General features: G+C 61.9%; 15 protein-coding genes. 4 read left to right on the top strand and 11 right to left on the bottom strand.

The features are described 5' to 3' along the window. The first annotated feature begins 76 nt into the window (after positions 1–76). Positions 77–1,327: an OprD family porin gene (locus HX815_RS13475; protein ID WP_177028399.1), complete on the top strand. Its 1,251-nt coding sequence runs from the start codon at positions 77–79 to the stop codon at positions 1,325–1,327. Positions 1,328–1,363: 36 nt separating this feature from the next. After that, on the top strand, positions 1,364–2,305 hold the full coding sequence (locus HX815_RS13470; RefSeq protein ID WP_256351097.1) for a polysaccharide deacetylase family protein: 942 nt from the start codon (positions 1,364–1,366) through the stop codon (positions 2,303–2,305). On the opposite strand, the gene pcaC is transcribed toward HX815_RS13470, so the two are convergent. The 11 genes from pcaC to pcaR form a co-directional block, all read right to left on the bottom strand. Next, positions 2,302–2,694, bottom strand: coding sequence for a 4-carboxymuconolactone decarboxylase (gene pcaC / locus HX815_RS13465; RefSeq protein WP_003219813.1), 393 nt, complete (start codon positions 2,692–2,694; stop codon positions 2,302–2,304). The two genes, HX815_RS13470 and pcaC, sit on opposite strands and share 4 nt — an antisense overlap. 187 nt (positions 2,695–2,881) lie before the next feature. Next, positions 2,882–3,673 carry a 3-oxoadipate enol-lactonase gene (gene pcaD / locus HX815_RS13460; RefSeq protein ID WP_177028398.1) on the bottom strand — a complete coding sequence of 264 codons (792 nt, stop codon included), beginning with the start codon at positions 3,671–3,673 and terminating at the stop codon, positions 2,882–2,884. Positions 3,674–3,683: 10 nt separating this feature from the next. Continuing rightward, positions 3,684–5,048 carry a 3-carboxy-cis,cis-muconate cycloisomerase gene (locus HX815_RS13455; protein WP_177028397.1) on the bottom strand — a complete coding sequence of 455 codons (1,365 nt, stop codon included), beginning with the start codon at positions 5,046–5,048 and terminating at the stop codon, positions 3,684–3,686. Positions 5,049–5,097: 49 nt separating this feature from the next. Further along, a complete protein-coding gene (locus HX815_RS13450) occupies positions 5,098–6,393 on the bottom strand; it encodes an MFS family transporter (protein WP_003219818.1) in 1,296 nt (431 codons plus the stop codon). 180 nt (positions 6,394–6,573) lie between these two features. After that, a complete protein-coding gene (gene pcaG / locus HX815_RS13445; RefSeq protein ID WP_003219820.1) occupies positions 6,574–7,140 on the bottom strand; it encodes a protocatechuate 3,4-dioxygenase subunit alpha in 567 nt (188 codons plus the stop codon). A 1-nt stretch (position 7,141) separates the two neighbouring features. Then, the gene (gene pcaH, locus HX815_RS13440; protein WP_003219824.1) at positions 7,142–7,846 is read right to left on the bottom strand and encodes a protocatechuate 3,4-dioxygenase subunit beta; all 705 of its coding nucleotides are present in this window, start codon (positions 7,844–7,846) and stop codon (positions 7,142–7,144) included. A gap of 28 nt (positions 7,847–7,874) precedes the next feature. Beyond that, positions 7,875–9,080: a 3-oxoadipyl-CoA thiolase gene (gene pcaF, locus HX815_RS13435; protein ID WP_177028400.1), complete on the bottom strand. Its 1,206-nt coding sequence runs from the start codon at positions 9,078–9,080 to the stop codon at positions 7,875–7,877. Further along, positions 9,077–9,859, bottom strand: a complete 783-nt coding sequence (locus tag HX815_RS13430; protein WP_172834582.1) for a CoA-transferase subunit beta — start codon at positions 9,857–9,859, stop codon at positions 9,077–9,079. Before HX815_RS13430 ends, pcaF begins: the two co-directional genes overlap by 4 nt. After that, positions 9,856–10,713, bottom strand: a complete 858-nt coding sequence (locus HX815_RS13425; protein WP_003219830.1) for a CoA transferase subunit A — start codon at positions 10,711–10,713, stop codon at positions 9,856–9,858. Before HX815_RS13425 ends, HX815_RS13430 begins: the two co-directional genes overlap by 4 nt. Positions 10,714–10,968: 255 nt before the next feature. After that, the gene (locus tag HX815_RS13420; protein WP_177028396.1) at positions 10,969–12,315 is read right to left on the bottom strand and encodes an MFS transporter; all 1,347 of its coding nucleotides are present in this window, start codon (positions 12,313–12,315) and stop codon (positions 10,969–10,971) included. Between the two features lie 148 nt (positions 12,316–12,463). Then, positions 12,464–13,306, bottom strand: a complete 843-nt coding sequence (gene pcaR / locus HX815_RS13415) for a pca regulon transcriptional regulator PcaR (protein WP_003219833.1) — start codon at positions 13,304–13,306, stop codon at positions 12,464–12,466. Positions 13,307–13,973: 667 nt separating this feature from the next. Between pcaR and HX815_RS13410 the strand changes: the two genes are divergently transcribed. Both HX815_RS13410 and HX815_RS13405 read left to right on the top strand, forming a co-directional pair. Beyond that, the gene (locus HX815_RS13410; protein ID WP_003219834.1) at positions 13,974–14,174 is read left to right on the top strand and encodes a hypothetical protein; all 201 of its coding nucleotides are present in this window, start codon (positions 13,974–13,976) and stop codon (positions 14,172–14,174) included. A gap of 310 nt (positions 14,175–14,484) precedes the next feature. Further along, positions 14,485–15,960, top strand: a complete 1,476-nt coding sequence (locus HX815_RS13405) for an inorganic phosphate transporter (protein WP_003219836.1) — start codon at positions 14,485–14,487, stop codon at positions 15,958–15,960. Positions 15,961–16,133 lie beyond the last annotated feature (173 nt).

Here is a 16,133-nt window from a genome sequence, read left to right as displayed (position 1 = left end):
CCACTTTCATCGCCCCCGCACCGCCCCGCACCATGGCCGCCACCTGCATAACCCCAATAACAACAGGTCTGACACCATGAGCACTTTCGACCCGCGCCGGCTTTTGCTGGCAACCGCTGTCGCCAGCATTGCCCTCCCCGTTGTCGCTGAAGAACACGGCTTCCTGGAAGACGCCAGCGCCAACCTCAACCTGCGTAATTTCTTCTTCAACCGCAACTACACCAACCCCAGCAAGACCCAGGGCGGCGCACAGGAGTGGACGCAAAGCTTCATCCTCGACGCCAAATCCGGCTTCACCCAGGGCACCGTCGGTTTCGGCGTGGATGTACTGGGCCTGTACTCATTGAAGCTCGATGGCGGACGCGGCACGGGTGGCACCCAGCTGTTGCCGCTGGACCACGATGGCCGCCCGGCGGATGAATTCGGGCGTCTGGGCGTGGCGTTCAAGGCACGGGTTTCAAAGACAGAAGTGAAAGTCGGCGAATGGATGCCGGTGCTGCCGATCCTGCGTTCGGACGATGGCCGCTCGCTCCCGCAAACCCTGCGCGGCGGGCAAATCACCTCCAAGGAAATCGACGGCCTGACCCTGTACGGCGGCCAGTTCCGCGCCAACAGCCCACGGGACGACAGCAGCATGACCGACATGTCCATGTTCGGGAAAACCGCGTTCACCTCCGACCGCTTCAACTTCCAGGGCGGCGAATATGCCTTCAACGACAAACGCACCCTGGTCGGTGTGTGGAACGCCCAACTCAAGGACATCTACAGCCAGCAATACCTCAACCTGATCCACAGCCAACCGGTGGGCGACTGGACCCTGGGCGCCAACCTCGGGTTCTTCTACGGCAAGGACGACGGCAGCGCCCGCGCCGGAGACCTCGACAACAAGACCTGGTCCGGACTGTTCTCGGCCCGATACGGCGGCAACACGTTCTACGTCGGCCTGCAAAAACTCACCGGCAACAGCGCCTGGATGCGCGTCAACGGCACCAGCGGCGGCACCCTGGCCAACGACAGCTACAACGCCAGCTACGACAACGCCCAGGAAAAATCCTGGCAGGTACGCCATGACTATAACTTCGCCGCCCTGGGTATTCCGGGCCTCACGCTGATGAACCGCTACATCAGCGGCAGCAACGTACACAGCGGCACGGTGACCGATGGCAAGGAATGGGGACGGGAAAGTGAAGTGGCCTACGTGGTGCAGAGCGGAGCGCTGAAGAATCTCAATGTGCGCTGGCGTAACTCCAGCATGCGCCGGGACTACAACAACAACGAGTTTGATGAAAACCGGTTGATCGTCAGTTACCCGATAAGCCTGCTGTAAAGCCTCGACAGTCTTGTTGTATGGTGCGCGCGTGTCATGGATGACCCGCCCCAGCAGCCAATGTCATTCGAGTCCGCCATGAAACACTTCGCCACCGTATCGGCCGCACTAGCCCTGGCCCTGAGCCTCAGCGGTTGCATCGGCCCGCCTCTGGCGCTGACACCGCAAACTGAACAACGCCTGAAAACCGAGGCGCCGATCCGTTTTTTGCTGACCTTCGATGACGGCCCCAGCGCCTCGGGCTTCATGAACCCCAGCCGTTCGGTGATGGCGGACCTGGCGAACAACCCGATACAGCCGGGGATCAAGGCGGTGTTCTTCCTGCAGACCGAGGCGCCCCGCTCCGGCGGCAACCCGCGGGGCTACAAGACCATGGAGCGCGAATACGCGGCCGGCCATATCCTGGGCTTCCACACCGCGACCCCGTGGCACAGCAACCATCGCTTGCAGAATCCGGCTGAACTGGAGCACTACCTCAGCCTGGGTTCGTCGACCCTCACCGCCATCACCGGCCAACCGCCCACACTGGTACGCCCGCCGTTCTGGAACTACGACAAGCGCACCTTCTCCGCCTATCAGCAACACGGCATGCATGTGTTGCTGACCGACCTGAGTGCAAACGATGGGGTGATCTGGGTGTTCAACGGCAGCCCGCGTCGACGGGAAAACCTGATACGCCAACTCTCGGTGGTGCGCGAGCGTATCGCCAAAGGCGAATTACCGACGGTGGACGGCGTGATCCCGGTGGTGGTGACCTTCCACGATATCAACCGCTACACCGCCTGGCACTTGAAGGAATACCTGCAAATCCTGCTGGACAGCGCCCATATCAATGGCGTGCCCCTCGCCACACAGCCTTTCTACACCGACCGGGCAACCTTGCAGCGAGCCGCCATGGCCCGCACGGTAAAAAGCGCCGACGAAGTGGTGCACCTGCCAGGTGTGTGGAATTGGGTGTGGGACGCTGACTCGCACTAGGCGCGCGACTCTACCCCCAACTCATCCCACACCGACTCGGCCAAGTGAAACGTCGCATTGGCCGCCGGGATCCCGCAATAGATCGCGCTCTGCATCAGCACTTCCTTGATCTCGGCGCGGGTCACACCATTGCTCGCGGCGGCGCGCAGGTGCAGCTTCAGCTCTTCGCTGCGGTTCATGCCGATGAGCATGGCGATGGTGATCAGGCTGCGGGTATGCCGCGGCAGCCCCGGGCGGGTCCAGATATCACCCCAGGCGTGGCGGGTGATCATTTCCTGGAACTCGCTGTTGAACTCGGTCAGGGCGTTGAGGCTGCGGTCGACGTGGGCGTCGCCCAGCACTTCGCGGCGCACTTGCAGGCCTTCGGCATAACGTTGTTTCTCGTCCACAAAACGCTCCTCATGCAACGGTGACGACAGGCACATACCTGTGGCGAGGGAGCTTGCTCCCGTTGGGTCGCGCAGCGACCCCAGTGAGGCCGCTGCAGGGTTTTACAAATAGTTGGGTTGCGGCTGCTCAGGGGCTGCTACGCAGCCCAACGGGAGCAAGCTCCCTCGCCACAGGGTTCAGCGATACTCAGCGCGATAGCAGAAATTCCAGCACACGGTCGCTGAACGCCGCACCGGCTTGCACGTTGGACAAGTGCGCGGCATAGAACTCGGCATACTCGGCGCCCTGCACATGCGCCTGGATAAAGTGCCCACCCGCCGGCGGCGTCACCGCATCTTCGCTGCCTGCGATCACCAGGGTCGGCACCTTGATCGACGCCAGTTGCTCGCGGAAATCCGCGTCGCGCACGGCCGCGCAGTTTGCGGCATAACTCTGGGGATCAGTCGCCGCCAGCATATCGGTGATCAGCTTGGCCTGGTCAGGATGAGCCTCGGCGAAGTCGGCGGTGAACCAGCGGGCAATTGACGCATCACGCAGGGCAACCATCGCGGCCGCACCGTCGCGCAGGACCATCTCGATCCGCGGGTTCCAGATCTCGGGCGTGCCGATCTTCGCGGCGGTGTTGCACACCACCAGCCGGCGCAAACGCTCACCCGCGTTGATCCCCAGCCACTGGCCGATCAGGCCGCCCATGGACAACCCGCAGAAATGCGCGCGCTCGATCTGCAACGCATCCAGCAGCGCCAACACGTCACGGCCCAACTGCTCGATGCTGTAGGGACCTTCGGTGACCAGCGACTTGCCATGGCCGCGGGTGTCGAAACGCAGCACCCGGAAGTACTGGGTGAACGCCTCGATCTGGATGTCCCACATATGCAGGTCGGTGCCCAGGGAGTTGGACAGCACCAGTACCGGTGCATCTTCGGGGCCATCGAGTTGGTAGTTCAGTTCGCCATCGGCGAGTTGTACAAATCCCACAGCAGCCTCCTCAGGCAGTCAAAGCAAAATGTTCGGCCACGGCCCGGGTGACCCAGGTTTGCGCCTGGCCCAGGTAGTGCGCCGGGTCCAGCAGGCGATCGAGTTCGGCCGCCGAAAGCTCGGCAGTCACTTGGGGTTCATCCCCCAGCACCGCGCGCAGGTGGCGCCCGTCGGCGACGGCGCGTTTGCAGCATTGTTCCAGCAGATGGTGCGCGGTTTCGCGGCCCAGGCGCTGGGCGAGGACGATGCTGACCGCTTCGGCCAGTATCAGGCCCTGGGTCAGATCAAGGTTTTGGACCATGCGCCGGGGGTCGACTTCCAGGCCTTCGCTGACCAGCAGCGCCTGATGCAACGCACCGGATACCAGCCGGCAAATCTCCGGCAGGGTTTCCCATTCGGCGTGCCACAGGCCCAGGCTGCGTTCGTGTTCCTGGGGCATCGCGCTGAACATCGTTGCCACCAGGCCGGGCACTCGCGTGGCAGCGCTGATCAGCACGGCAGCGCCCACCGGGTTGCGCTTGTGGGGCATGGTCGAAGAGCCGCCCTTGCCGGGGGCCGACGGCTCAAACACTTCCGCCGCTTCGGTCTGCATCAGCAGGCTGATGTCGCGACCCAGCTTGCCGAGGCTGCCGGCGATCAAACCGAGCACCGAGGCAAACTCCACCAGGCGGTCGCGCTGGGTGTGCCAGGGTTGCTCCGGCAGGCCCAGCTGCAACTCGGCGGCCAGTGCTTGCGCCACCGGCATCGCCTGTTCGCCGAGGGCCGCCAGGGTTCCGGAAGCACCGCCAAATTGCAGCACCAGCAAACGCGGCTTCAGCTCACTGAGACGTTGCCGGTTGCGGGTGACTGCGCCGAGCCAACCGGCGATCTTCATGCCCAGCGTGACCGGCGTTGCATGCTGCAGCCAGGTCCGGCCCGCCAAAGGAGTTGTCCCGTAACGCTGGGCCTGGGCGGCAAGAATGTCTCCCAACCGCGCCAGATCATGTTCGATCAGCTCGACTGCGCTGCGCAGTTGCAGCACCAGGCCGGTGTCCATCACATCCTGGCTGGTAGCGCCCAGATGCACATAACGTTCGGCGCCGGCATCTTCGCTGGCGATCAACTTGCCGAGGGCCTTGACCAAGGGAATCGCAGAGTTGCCTGCGGTGGCGATGGCGTCGCCGAGGGCATCTACGTCGTAGAGAGAAGCCAGGCAGGCCTGGGCAATGGGCGCGACGGCCGCTTGCGGGATCAACCCGACCTGAGCCTCGGCCCGGGCCAGCGCCGCTTCGAAATCCAGCATGCCCTGCAAACGCCCCTGGTCGCAGAACACTTCGGCCATGCCGTTGGCGGTGAAGTAGGCGTCGAACAGTTGGTTGCTCGTGCGCATCGTCATAACACATCCCTAGGTGGCGCATACCCGGCAACGGGCATGCGCCAGCCGGTTACAGATCGTGGTGCAAATACGCCGCCTCTTTGGGCAGGCGCAAGCTGAACAGGAACGCCACCGCCATCATCGCCGTGACGTACCAGTAGAAGGTGTTCTCCATGCCCATGGACTTGAGACCCAAGGCCACGTATTCCGCCGAACCGCCGAAGATCGCGTTCGCCACCGCATACGCCAGGCCTACGCCCAGTGCACGTACTTGTGGCGGGAACATTTCGGCTTTCACCAGGCCGCTGATGGAGGTGTAGAAGCTCACGATGGCCAGGGCCAGGGTGATCAGCACAAAAGCCAGGAACGGGCTGCTGACGGTTTTCAGGGTCAACAGGATTGGTACAGTGCACAGCGTGCCCAGGGCGCCGAACCACAGCATCGAGTTACGGCGGCCAATCTTGTCCGCCAGCATGCCGAACACCGGCTGCATGCACATGTAGAAGAACAGCGCGCCGGTCATGATGTAGCTGGCGGTCTTGGCGTGCATCCCGGCGGTGTTCACCAGGTACTTCTGCATGTAGGTGGTGAACGTGTAGAAAATCAGCGAGCCGCCGGCGGTGTAGCCGAGCACGGTGATAAACGCCGCCTTGTGATCGCGGAACAGCGCGGCAATGCTGCCGGCGTCCTTGTCTTCACGCATTTCCTTGCTGGTGGTTTCTTTCAGGGTGCGACGCAGCAGCAGGGAGATCACCGCCGCAATGGCGCCGATCACAAACGGAATGCGCCAGCCCCAGGCCCGCAGTTCTTCTTCGGTGAGGATCTGTTGCAGGATCACCACCACCAACACCGCCAGCAGTTGCCCGCCGATCAGGGTCACGTACTGGAACGAGGCGAAGAACCCGCGCTGGCCCTTGAGGGCGACTTCACTCATGTAGGTGGCAGTGGTGCCGTATTCGCCGCCTACCGACAGGCCCTGGAACAACCGGGCGACCAACAGCAGGGCCGGGGCCCAGGCGCCGATGTCTTTGTAGGTGGGCAAAAAGGCGATGACCAGGGAACCGGCGCACATCATCAGCACCGAGATCATCATGGAATTCTTGCGACCGTGTTTATCCGCCACCCGGCCGAACAGCCAGCCGCCGATGGGGCGCATCAGGAAGCCGGCGGCGAACACGCCGGCGGTGTTCAGCAGTTGCACGGTGGGGTCGTCCGACGGGAAAAACGCCGGGGCGAAATAGATAGCGCAGAAGGCATAGACGTAGAAGTCGAACCATTCGACGAGGTTGCCGGAAGAGGCACCGACAATCGCAAAAATCCTTTTGCTGCGTTCTTCTCCGGTGTAGTGGCTGGTTTTTGTTGTCATGTTTTTTCACTCAGTGGGAACGGTTATAGCCTAGACATACTTTGCAACAACCATGTTCCGCAAGCAGACTTTTGGATATTTGTTGCCTGGGCCGGCCTCATCGCGGGCAAGCCCGGCTCCCACATTTGGAATGCATTCCCCTGTGGGAGCTGGCTTGCCTGCGATAGATCCTCAGCCAACTCAGTAATCGAAGAACACCGTCTCTTCGTCTGTGCCCTGCAAAATCACATTCCACTGATACACACCCGCAGCATCCGCCTTGGCGATCAACGTGCGGCGGCGCTCCTGCGGCACACACGCCAGCAGCGCGTCATCCCCATTCGCCGCTTCACCGTCAAAGTAAATCCGCGTCAGCAGGTGCTTCACCAGCCCACGGGCAAACACCAGCACCACCAGGTGCGGCGCCTGGGTCGTGCCCTTCAACCCCGGCACACTGCCCGGCTTGATGGTGGTAAAGCGAAAACGCCCTTCAGCGTCCACCGGCACCCGGCCGAAGCCTTCGAAGTTCGGGTCCACCGGTTTGTCCTGCTCATCCTCGGGATGGTCGTACTTGCCGGCCGCATTGGCCTGCCAGACTTCCAGCATGGCGTCGTTGACCACATCGCCATTGCCATCCACCACCTGCCCGGTGATCGCCACGCGCTCGCCGAGGGTGGCCGCAACGGTCAGGTCTTCGCGGTTCAGCCAGGTCAGGCCGATGTGGTAATACGGCCCGACGGTGTGGGAAGTAGTCGCGTTGAGGCTCATCTCATTTCTCCATCGGCGTGGCGTCGCGGCCGCGCAGGACGATGTCCCAGCGGTAGCCGAGGGCATAGTGCGGAATGGTTTTTTCCAGATCGAACGAGGCGATCAGGCGTTCCTTGGCGGACGTGTCCGGGACGCAGTTGTAGATCGGGTCATAGGCCAGCAGCGGGTCACCGGGGAAATACATCTGCGTCACCAACCGCGTCAGCACACTCGGGCCGAACAGCGAGAAGTGGATGTGCGCCGGGCGCCACGCGTTGTGGTGATTGCCCCACGGGTAGGCGCCGGGCTTGATGGTCTGGAACTGGTACCAGCCGTCGGCGTCGGTGACGGTACGCCCGGTGCCGGTGAAATTCGGGTCCAGCGGTGCGTCGTGCTGGTCGCGCTTGTGGTTGTAGCGGCCGGCAGCGTTGGCCTGCCAGATTTCCACGAGGATGCCGGGAACGGGCAGGCCGTTTTCATCCAGCACGCGCCCATGAATGATGATGCGTTCGCCCTGGGGCTCGCCTTCGTGCTGGGCGGTCAGGTCGTTGTCCTTCTCGTTGACGCGCTCGGCGCCGATGGTCGGGCCGGTGATTTCCGACAAGGAATGGGGCAGGAACACCAACGGCTTGGACGGCGAACGCAGGTTCGTCGACTGGTAGGCCGGGTGCAGGTAATCAGGCTGAGTACCCGCTTGCGGGCGCCGGTATCCGGGCTTGTCACTCATGGAGCAATCCTCTTTATTCTTGTGGGTCTCAAACGCGTTCGATCGCCAGGGCCAGGCCTTGGCCCACACCGACGCACATCGTCGCCAGGCCTTTGCTGCCACCGTTTTTTTCCAGCTGATGCAGCGCGGTCAGTACCAGGCGCGCACCGCTCATGCCCAGCGGATGGCCAAGGGCAATCGCGCCGCCGTTCGGGTTGACCTGCGGTGCGTCGTCGGCAATCCCCAGCTCGCGCAGCACGGCCAGGCCCTGGCTGGCGAAGGCTTCGTTGAGTTCGATCACATCGAAATCAGTTACCGCCAGGCCCAGGCGCTCCACCAGTTTGCGCACCGCCGGCACCGGGCCGATGCCCATCACACGCGGCGCCACACCTGCGCTGGCCATGCCCAGCACCCGGGCGCGGGCGGTCAGGCCGTGTTTTTTGACGGCTTCAGCAGAGGCCAGAATCAGCGCGGCGGCACCATCGTTCACACCAGAGGCGTTGCCTGCGGTGACGGTCTTGTCCGGGCCGTTGACCGGTTTGAGTTTGGCCAGGGCTTCCAGGGTGGTATCGGCCCGTGGATGCTCGTCGTGCTCGACCACGGTTTCGCCTTTTTTGTGGGCGACACGCACCGGTACGATTTCTTCGGCGAAGAAACCGGCGGCCTGTGCAGCGGCCGTACGTTGCTGGCTGCGCAGGGCGAAGGCGTCCTGGTCGGCGCGGGAGACTTTATAGTCGTCGGCCACGTTGTCAGCGGTTTGCGGCATCGGGTCGACGCCGTACTGGGCCTTCATCAACGGATTGATAAAGCGCCAGCCGATGGTGGTGTCTTCCAGCTTCATGTTGCGCGAGAACGCCGCATCGGCCTTGCCCATCACGAACGGCGCGCGGGACATCGACTCGACGCCACCGGCAATCGCCAGTTCCATCTCGCCGCTGGCGATGGCGCGGAAGGCCGTGCCGATCGCGTCCATGCCCGAAGCGCACAGGCGGTTCAGGGTGACGCCGGGAATGCTCTCCGGAAGGCCCGCCAACAATGCCGCCATGCGCGCCACGTTGCGGTTGTCTTCGCCGGCCTGGTTGGCGCAGCCGAGGAACACTTCGTCCACCGCGCTCCAGTCCACCGATGGGTTGCGTTCCATCAGCGCCTTGATCGGCAGTGCCGCCAGGTCATCGGCGCGCACGGTGGACAAGCCACCGCCAAAACGGCCGATGGGGGTACGAATGGCGTCACAGATAAATACGTCGCGCATCAGGCTTCTCCGGGGGCTTGGCCGTGGGCGGCAGCGGTGCGTGCCTCAAGGTCGCGCAGGGCAGTCAGTTCAATCTCGGTGGGTTCGGCGCTGGTAGTCACCTGGTCGGCAAAACGAATCGCCCAACCGGTGGCGGCCACTACTTGCTCACGGGTCACGCCGGGGTGCAGGGCGGTGACGACAAATTCGTGGCTGCCCTCCTCCGGCTCCATGATGCACAGGTCGGTAATAATCCCTACAGGACCGGCGCCTGGCAGACCCAGGCGTTTGCGCGAGTCACCGCCTTCGCCGTGACCGACCGAAGTGATGAAGTCCAGCTTGTCGACAAACGAACGAGCCGACTGCTTGAGGATGATCAGCACGCTCTTCGCGGAGCCGGCGATCTCCGGCGCGCCACCGGCACCTGGCAGGCGCACTTTGGGCTGGTGGTAGTCACCGACCACGGTGGTGTTGATATTGCCGAAACGGTCGACCTGGGCCGCGCCGAGGAAGCCGACGTCAATGCGCCCGCCCTGCAGCCAGTAGCGAAAAATCTCACCGGTCGGCACCACGGTGTCAGCGGTTTCAGCCAGCTCGCCGTCACCGATGGACAGCGGCAGCACCGAAGGCTTGGCGCCAATCGGGCCGGACTCGTAGATCAGCACCACATCCGGCGACGACGTCAGGCGCGCCAGGTTGGCAGCCTTGGAGGGAAGGCCGATGCCGACGAAGCACACCGAACCGTTCTTCAGGCGGCGCGCGGCGGCGACGGTCATCATTTCGTTGGTCGAGTAAGCCATTATTTGGCCTCCTGCGCGGTGGCCAGCTTGGCCTGGAATTCACTGAAATTGGCGGTGCCGTGGATGTATTCGTTGATCCACGCAGTAAACGTCTCACGGTCCCGGGCGATGGGGTCCCAGGCCTGGTAGAAACGGTTGTCACGTTCGGTGTAACCGTGGGCGTAGGACGGATGCGCGCCACCCGGCACATGGCACACGGCAGTCAGGGCCCAGGTCGGCAGCACGCAGGCGTTCATCGGCGCGTTGAGGTCGTCGACGATTTCTTCAACGGTAACGATGCAGCGCTTGGCCGCCAGGGCCGCTTCCTTCTGCACCCCGAGGATGCCCCACAGCAGCACGTTGCCCTTACGGTCAGCCTTTTGCGCGTGGATCACGGTGATGTCCGGGCGCACCGACGGCACGGCCGCCAGCACTTCGCCGGTGAAGGGGCAGGTCACGGTCTTGATCAGCGGGTTGACCTTGGGCAGGTCGGAGCCGGCGTAGGCGCGCAGCACCGCGAATGGCAGGCCGGAGGCACCGGCGACGTAGGCATTGGCCAGGTCGGCGTGGCTGTGCTCTTCGATCTCCAGCGGTTGCGGCCATTGCTTTTCAACGGCGTCCCGCAGGCGATGCAGGGAACCCACGCCCGGGTTGCCGCCCCAGGAGAAAATCAGCTTGCGTGCACAGCCGGCGCCGATCAACTGGTCGTAGATCAGGTCAGGCGTCATGCGCACCAGCGTCAGGTCTTTCTTGCCCTGACGAATGATTTCATGACCTGCCGCCGTAGGGATCAGGTGAGTAAAGCCTTCGAGTGCAACGGTGTCGCCGTCATTCACGAACTGCTTTACCGCATCAGCCAGCGAAAGGATTTCAGCCATGGGGTGGGCTCCCGGTATCGATCGAAAAAGGCGCTGGAGGCAGCGCCGAAGTGCTTGAAGATTAAGCCGGGGGTCGGGGCCAAACAATCCGATAATCGACTGAGTGTTCGATTATCGAACGGATTGTTTGCAAGCTATCTTTCCCTGTAGGAGCGAGCTTGCTCGCGAAAAACTTGAAGACACCGCGTTCATTCAGACTGCCAACGTCATCGTTCAAGACCTTCGCGAGCAAGCTCGCTCCTACAATAAATCGCTTCAGGTGGCGTCCGCGTGGCTGACCATGCCCTTGATCACCACCGCGGTGGTGGCCAATGCCGCCGGGATCACCAGGGCGGTCAGCACCTGTTCGAAGTTCCAGCCCAGGCCCAGCAAGGTCGCGCCCATCCACGCCCCGAGGATCGCGCCAAAGCGGCCGATGCCGAGCATCCACGACACGCCCGTGGCGCGGCCCTGGGTCGGGTAGAAACGTGCGGCCAGCGACGGCATCGCCGACTGCGCACCGTTGACACACATGCCGGCAATCAACACCAGGGTCGCCAGCAGCGTGATATTGCCCAGGCTCTGCCCCACCGCGTAGGCAAACACCCCGGCCAGCAGGTAGAAAGTGCCGATGACCTTGTGCGGATTGAACCGGTCCATCGCCCAGCCCACGCCGACCGCACTCAATACGCCGCCAAACTGGAACAACGCACCGATAAACGCGGCCTGTTCCATGCTGGCGCCGCTGTCGCGCATCAGGGTCGGCAGCCAACTGGTCAGCAGGTAAACAATCACCAGGCCCATGAAATACGTCAGCCACAACAGCAAGGTGCCGGTGCTGTAGGTGCCGGAGAAGATCACCGCGAACACGTTGCGCGCCTTGACGGTTTTCTGTTCGGGCACGCTGAAGCTCGAGGCCTGGGCGACGATACCCGGCTCGATAGGCGCCAGGGTCTTGCGCACCTTGTCGGTGCCGCGATTGCGCACCACCAGGTAACGCGCCGACTCCGGCAGCCAGAACAGCAGCACCACCGCGAGGATCAGCGGCAACAGGCCGCCGATCATCAGCAGGCTGTGCCAGCCATACGCCGGGATCAGCTTGGCCGAGATAAACCCGCCACCGGCCATGCCCAGGTTGAAGCCGCAGAACATGCTGGTCACCAGCAGCGACTTATGGCGTTCCGGGGTGTATTCGGAGAGCAGTGTCGTGGCGTTCGGCATGCCGGCGCCCAGGCCGAGACCGGTGAGGAAGCGCAGGATCAGCAGTTGATCGACGTTGCTGCTGTAGGCCGAGGCCAGGCTGAAGGCCCCAAACACCAGCACCGCCCCCACCAGCACCACCTTGCGCCCGAAGCGGTCGGCGAGTGGGCCGGAGCCCAGGGCGCCGAAGACCATGCCGATCAACGCGGCGCTCATCACCGGGCCGAGGCTGGCGCGGTCGATGCCCCAGTCCTGGGACAGCGCCGGGGCGATAAAGCCCATGGCGGCGGTGTCGAGGCCGTCGAGGAAGACGATGAGAAAACACAGGATCACCACTCGCCACTGATACCGCGACAGCGGCTGGGCGTTGATGAAGGACTGAACGTCCAGGCAAGTACCGACAGCAGGTGAAGGCTGATTCATTATTTTTATTTCCACACCGATGGGCGGGCGAACGACCTTGAGTCGTCATTATTATTGGGGCGGCGCCTTGAAGCGCTGCCGCACATTAATAAGCCTTGGGAAACACCGTCAATTCATCCAGCCGGGATCTGTGCGGTCACCGAACAGCTTACGCAAACAGCTGCGCACTCAGCTCCTGGCTGGCACTGAGCATGCTCGGCAGGAAACGCTGCTCCAGCTCGCTGCGGCTGACCCGCCCGGCATGGGTGCTGACGTTCAGTGCCGCCAGGACCTGGCCCGAAGCGTCGTACACCGGCACGGCGATGGAACGCAGCCCTTGCTCCAGTTCCTGGTCGACAATGCACCAGCCCTGCTGCCGCACTTCCTGCAGGCATTCGAGCAAGGCTTGCGGGGTGGTGAGGGTGCGGCTGGTCTTGGTTTGCAGGTCGGCGTGGTCGAGGTAGTCCTGCAGCGAGGCGTCATCCAGCGCCGCCAGCAGGATACGGCCCATGGAGGTGCAGTAGGCCGGGAGACGGCCGCCCACGGAAAGGTCGACGGAAATCAGGCGTTGGGTGGTGGCGGAGCGGGCAATGTAGAGGATGTCATCACCTTCCAGGGTTGCCATGTTGCACGCCTCGTGGAGCTGCTCGCTCATGCGGTCCAGGTACGGCTGCGCCGAAACGGCCAGGGGCGTGGACGACAGGTAAGCGTGGCCGAGGGTCAGCACCTTGGGCAACAGCGAATAGGTACGCCCGTCGGTGGTGGCGTAGCCGAGTTTGATCAGGGTATGCAGGCAACGGCGTACGGCAGCGCGGGGGATTTCCGTGCGGTGGCTGATCTGGGCGATGGTCAGGTGGCGCTTGCGCTCCTGGAATGCCTGCACCACGGCCAGGCCGCGTGCCAGGGAGGTCATGAAATCCGGATCACCGGTAAACGCCTGGATGCGCTTGGCCGGTGACGCAACGATCGGCGGCGCCACTGATGCGAAGGAGTTGCGCAATTGATCGTTCATTTGGGGTCCTTTCTCTTATTTTTAACCGCTGCGGGAGGGTGACCGCTATTACAAGCCGCCGTGCAATGGCTGCACAAGGCAGGGCAACCAACATTGGGCGATTATCGGACGGTCATTCGATTATCGCAATTTGTCACCGCCGACCGGTGCCGGAACCCCTCTACATCCATTTGAGTGCCTTTCAGAATCGACTGATGTACGAGAGAAGTTAAGGTTGATTAACGCCTGTAGAACATTGCACGATTTATGGCGCCAATAGTTCAGCAAATACCCCACACACCTGCGTAACAAAACCCTCACACGAAGTTGACGATTTTTAACTTGTTGGCGATAGTGTTATTCAAGCGCGTGGCTATAATGCATCCTGTGCAGGAGCCAGCCTCGCCTGACCCCGAGGATAGATTTCACCCAGTCGTGCACCGGCTGCGTGCAGGCTCCGCCGCAAGTACCTGACACACATTTCGAATGCCTGCCAACTGCTTGTGGCTGTGACAAGAAAACTGTTGCTACGACAACTGCTCTTCTCCGGTATCGTGGCCGCGTGCAATAAAGAAGTGGTTTTTCCTGTATACCTTTCCACGCTGATCTTCAGATTGACGGTATACCGGGGGCGACTTCCCGGCATCGCGTTTCGCCGGAATCAAACTCAACTCAATTAGGTAACAATGTGACGAAAGACGAACTGCGCGCGGAACTTGAGCGCCAGGAACAACGTTACAAGGATGTTTACGGCGGGGAAGTCACCACCTACGCCGCCCAGCCAGAACCTGAACGCAAGCCATGGCGCAAACGAGCCAGCCTGCTCGACCAGGCCTTTGCCCAGGAAATCCAAAAGATTGAACAGGACCTCAAAGCCGAAGAGCCATAAGCGTTTCGGGTTGAGCTTCCAAAGGTGCCATCTCTCTGCCAGTACCACGCTGGTGGAGGGAAGCCCGTTATGTGGCCTTAGCGAAATTTCATACGATTGTTTCAGTTATTCCCTTCCGGCGCTTTATCCCGCGAATTTGATGGATCCTCCATATAAATCAATCACTTGCCAAAGCCCCGAAAACACCGGGATGCACGCCTCCCCCCCATTTTTTTTCGTTGAAGAATGTTACCGATGAGCAGCTAGTGCATTGATTACCGATGTTTTCTGGCATAATCGCGCCCCCTTACGACCGGGTCAGAAAACCTTCATGATCGATTTATTCAGCGGACTGGATGCTTGGGTTCTAGTGAGCCTGTTGCTCGCCCTGGCCTTTGTCCTCGCCTTCGAGTTCATCAATGGCTTTCATGACACCGCTAACGCGGTTGCCACAGTCATCTATACCAAAGCCATGCCTCCGCATCTGGCCGTGTTCTTCTCCGGGGTGTTCAACTTCCTCGGCGTGTTGCTCGGTGGGGTCGGTGTTGCGTATGCCATCGTGCACCTGCTGCCGGTGGAGTTGCTGATCAATGTGAACACCGGCCACGGTCTGGCCATGGTCTTCTCATTATTGGCAGCGGCGATCACCTGGAACCTCGGCACCTGGTATTTCGGGATCCCGGCGTCCAGTTCCCACACCCTGATCGGTTCGATCCTCGGTGTCGGCCTGGCCAACGCCCTGATCAACGACATTCCCCTGGCTGACGGCGTCAACTGGCAGAAAGCGATCGATATCGGCGCTTCGCTGGTGTTCTCGCCGATGGCTGGTTTCGTGGTTGCCGCCCTGGTGCTGCTGGGCCTGAAATGGTGGCGCCCGCTGTCGAAGATGCACAAGACACCGGATCAGCGCCGCAAGCTCGACGACAAGAAGCACCCGCCGTTCTGGAACCGCCTGGTCCTGGTGATTTCGGCGATGGCCGTGAGCTTCGTGCACGGCTCCAACGACGGGCAGAAAGGTATTGGCCTGATCATGCTGGTACTGATCGGTATCGTGCCGGCGCAGTTCGTACTGGACCTGGGCAGCACCACTTACCAGATCGAGCGCACCCGCGACGCCACGCTGCACTTGAATCAGTTCTACCAGCGCAATCAAGAAACCCTCGGTGAGTTCCTGGCCCTGGGCAAAAGCGTGAAAGACGATTTGCCGGGCAAGTTCCAGTGCAATCCGCAGCAGACTGAACCGACGATCAACGCCCTGCTGGGGACCTTGAAAGGTGTCTCTGACTACCATTCGTTGACCGCCGAGCATCGGATTGAAGTGCGTCGTTATCTGTTGTGCCTGGATGACACCGCGAAGAAGGTGGGCAAGTTGCCAGGCCTGGATGCGCGTGAGAAGTCGGACCTGGACAAGTTGCGCAAGGACCTGACGGCGACCACCGAGTACGCGCCGTTCTGGGTGATCCTGGCGGTGGCACTGGCCTTGGGCCTGGGCACCATGGTGGGCTGGAAGCGTGTGGTGCTGACCATTGGTGAGAAGATCGGCAAGCAGGGCATGACGTATGCCCAGGGTATGTCGGCGCAGATCACCACGGCCAGCATGATTGGCTTGGCCAATATCTTCAGCTTGCCGGTTTCCACGACCCATGTGTTGTCTTCGGGTGTGGCGGGGACCATGGTGGCGAACAAGAGCGGGCTGCAAGGTGGCACCGTCAAGACCATTCTGATGGCTTGGGTGTTGACGCTGCCGGCGACTGTGGGCCTTTCGGCCGGGTTGTTCTGGTTGGCTTCCAAGGCTTTGGGTAGCTGACAGCTCTTGGGCTTGTGAAGAGGGTGCGACCTGTGAGGGTCGTGCCTTTTTTTATGGCTGGGGTTTGGGTGTATATCCGTTATTTAGGTAACGGCCACTTATGGTTCCGCTCTTACAGCGGCTCACTTTTGAACAGCGCAAAAGTAAGCAAAACGCTCTTGCCCCACCACTCG

Source organism: Pseudomonas sp. E6002, from assembly GCF_013385565.1.
In the GTDB taxonomy this organism is placed as follows: Bacteria; Pseudomonadota; Gammaproteobacteria; order Pseudomonadales; family Pseudomonadaceae; genus Aquipseudomonas.
The sequence above is the reverse complement of the archived record's forward strand: the minus strand, read 5'-3'. Positions and strand labels throughout refer to the sequence as shown.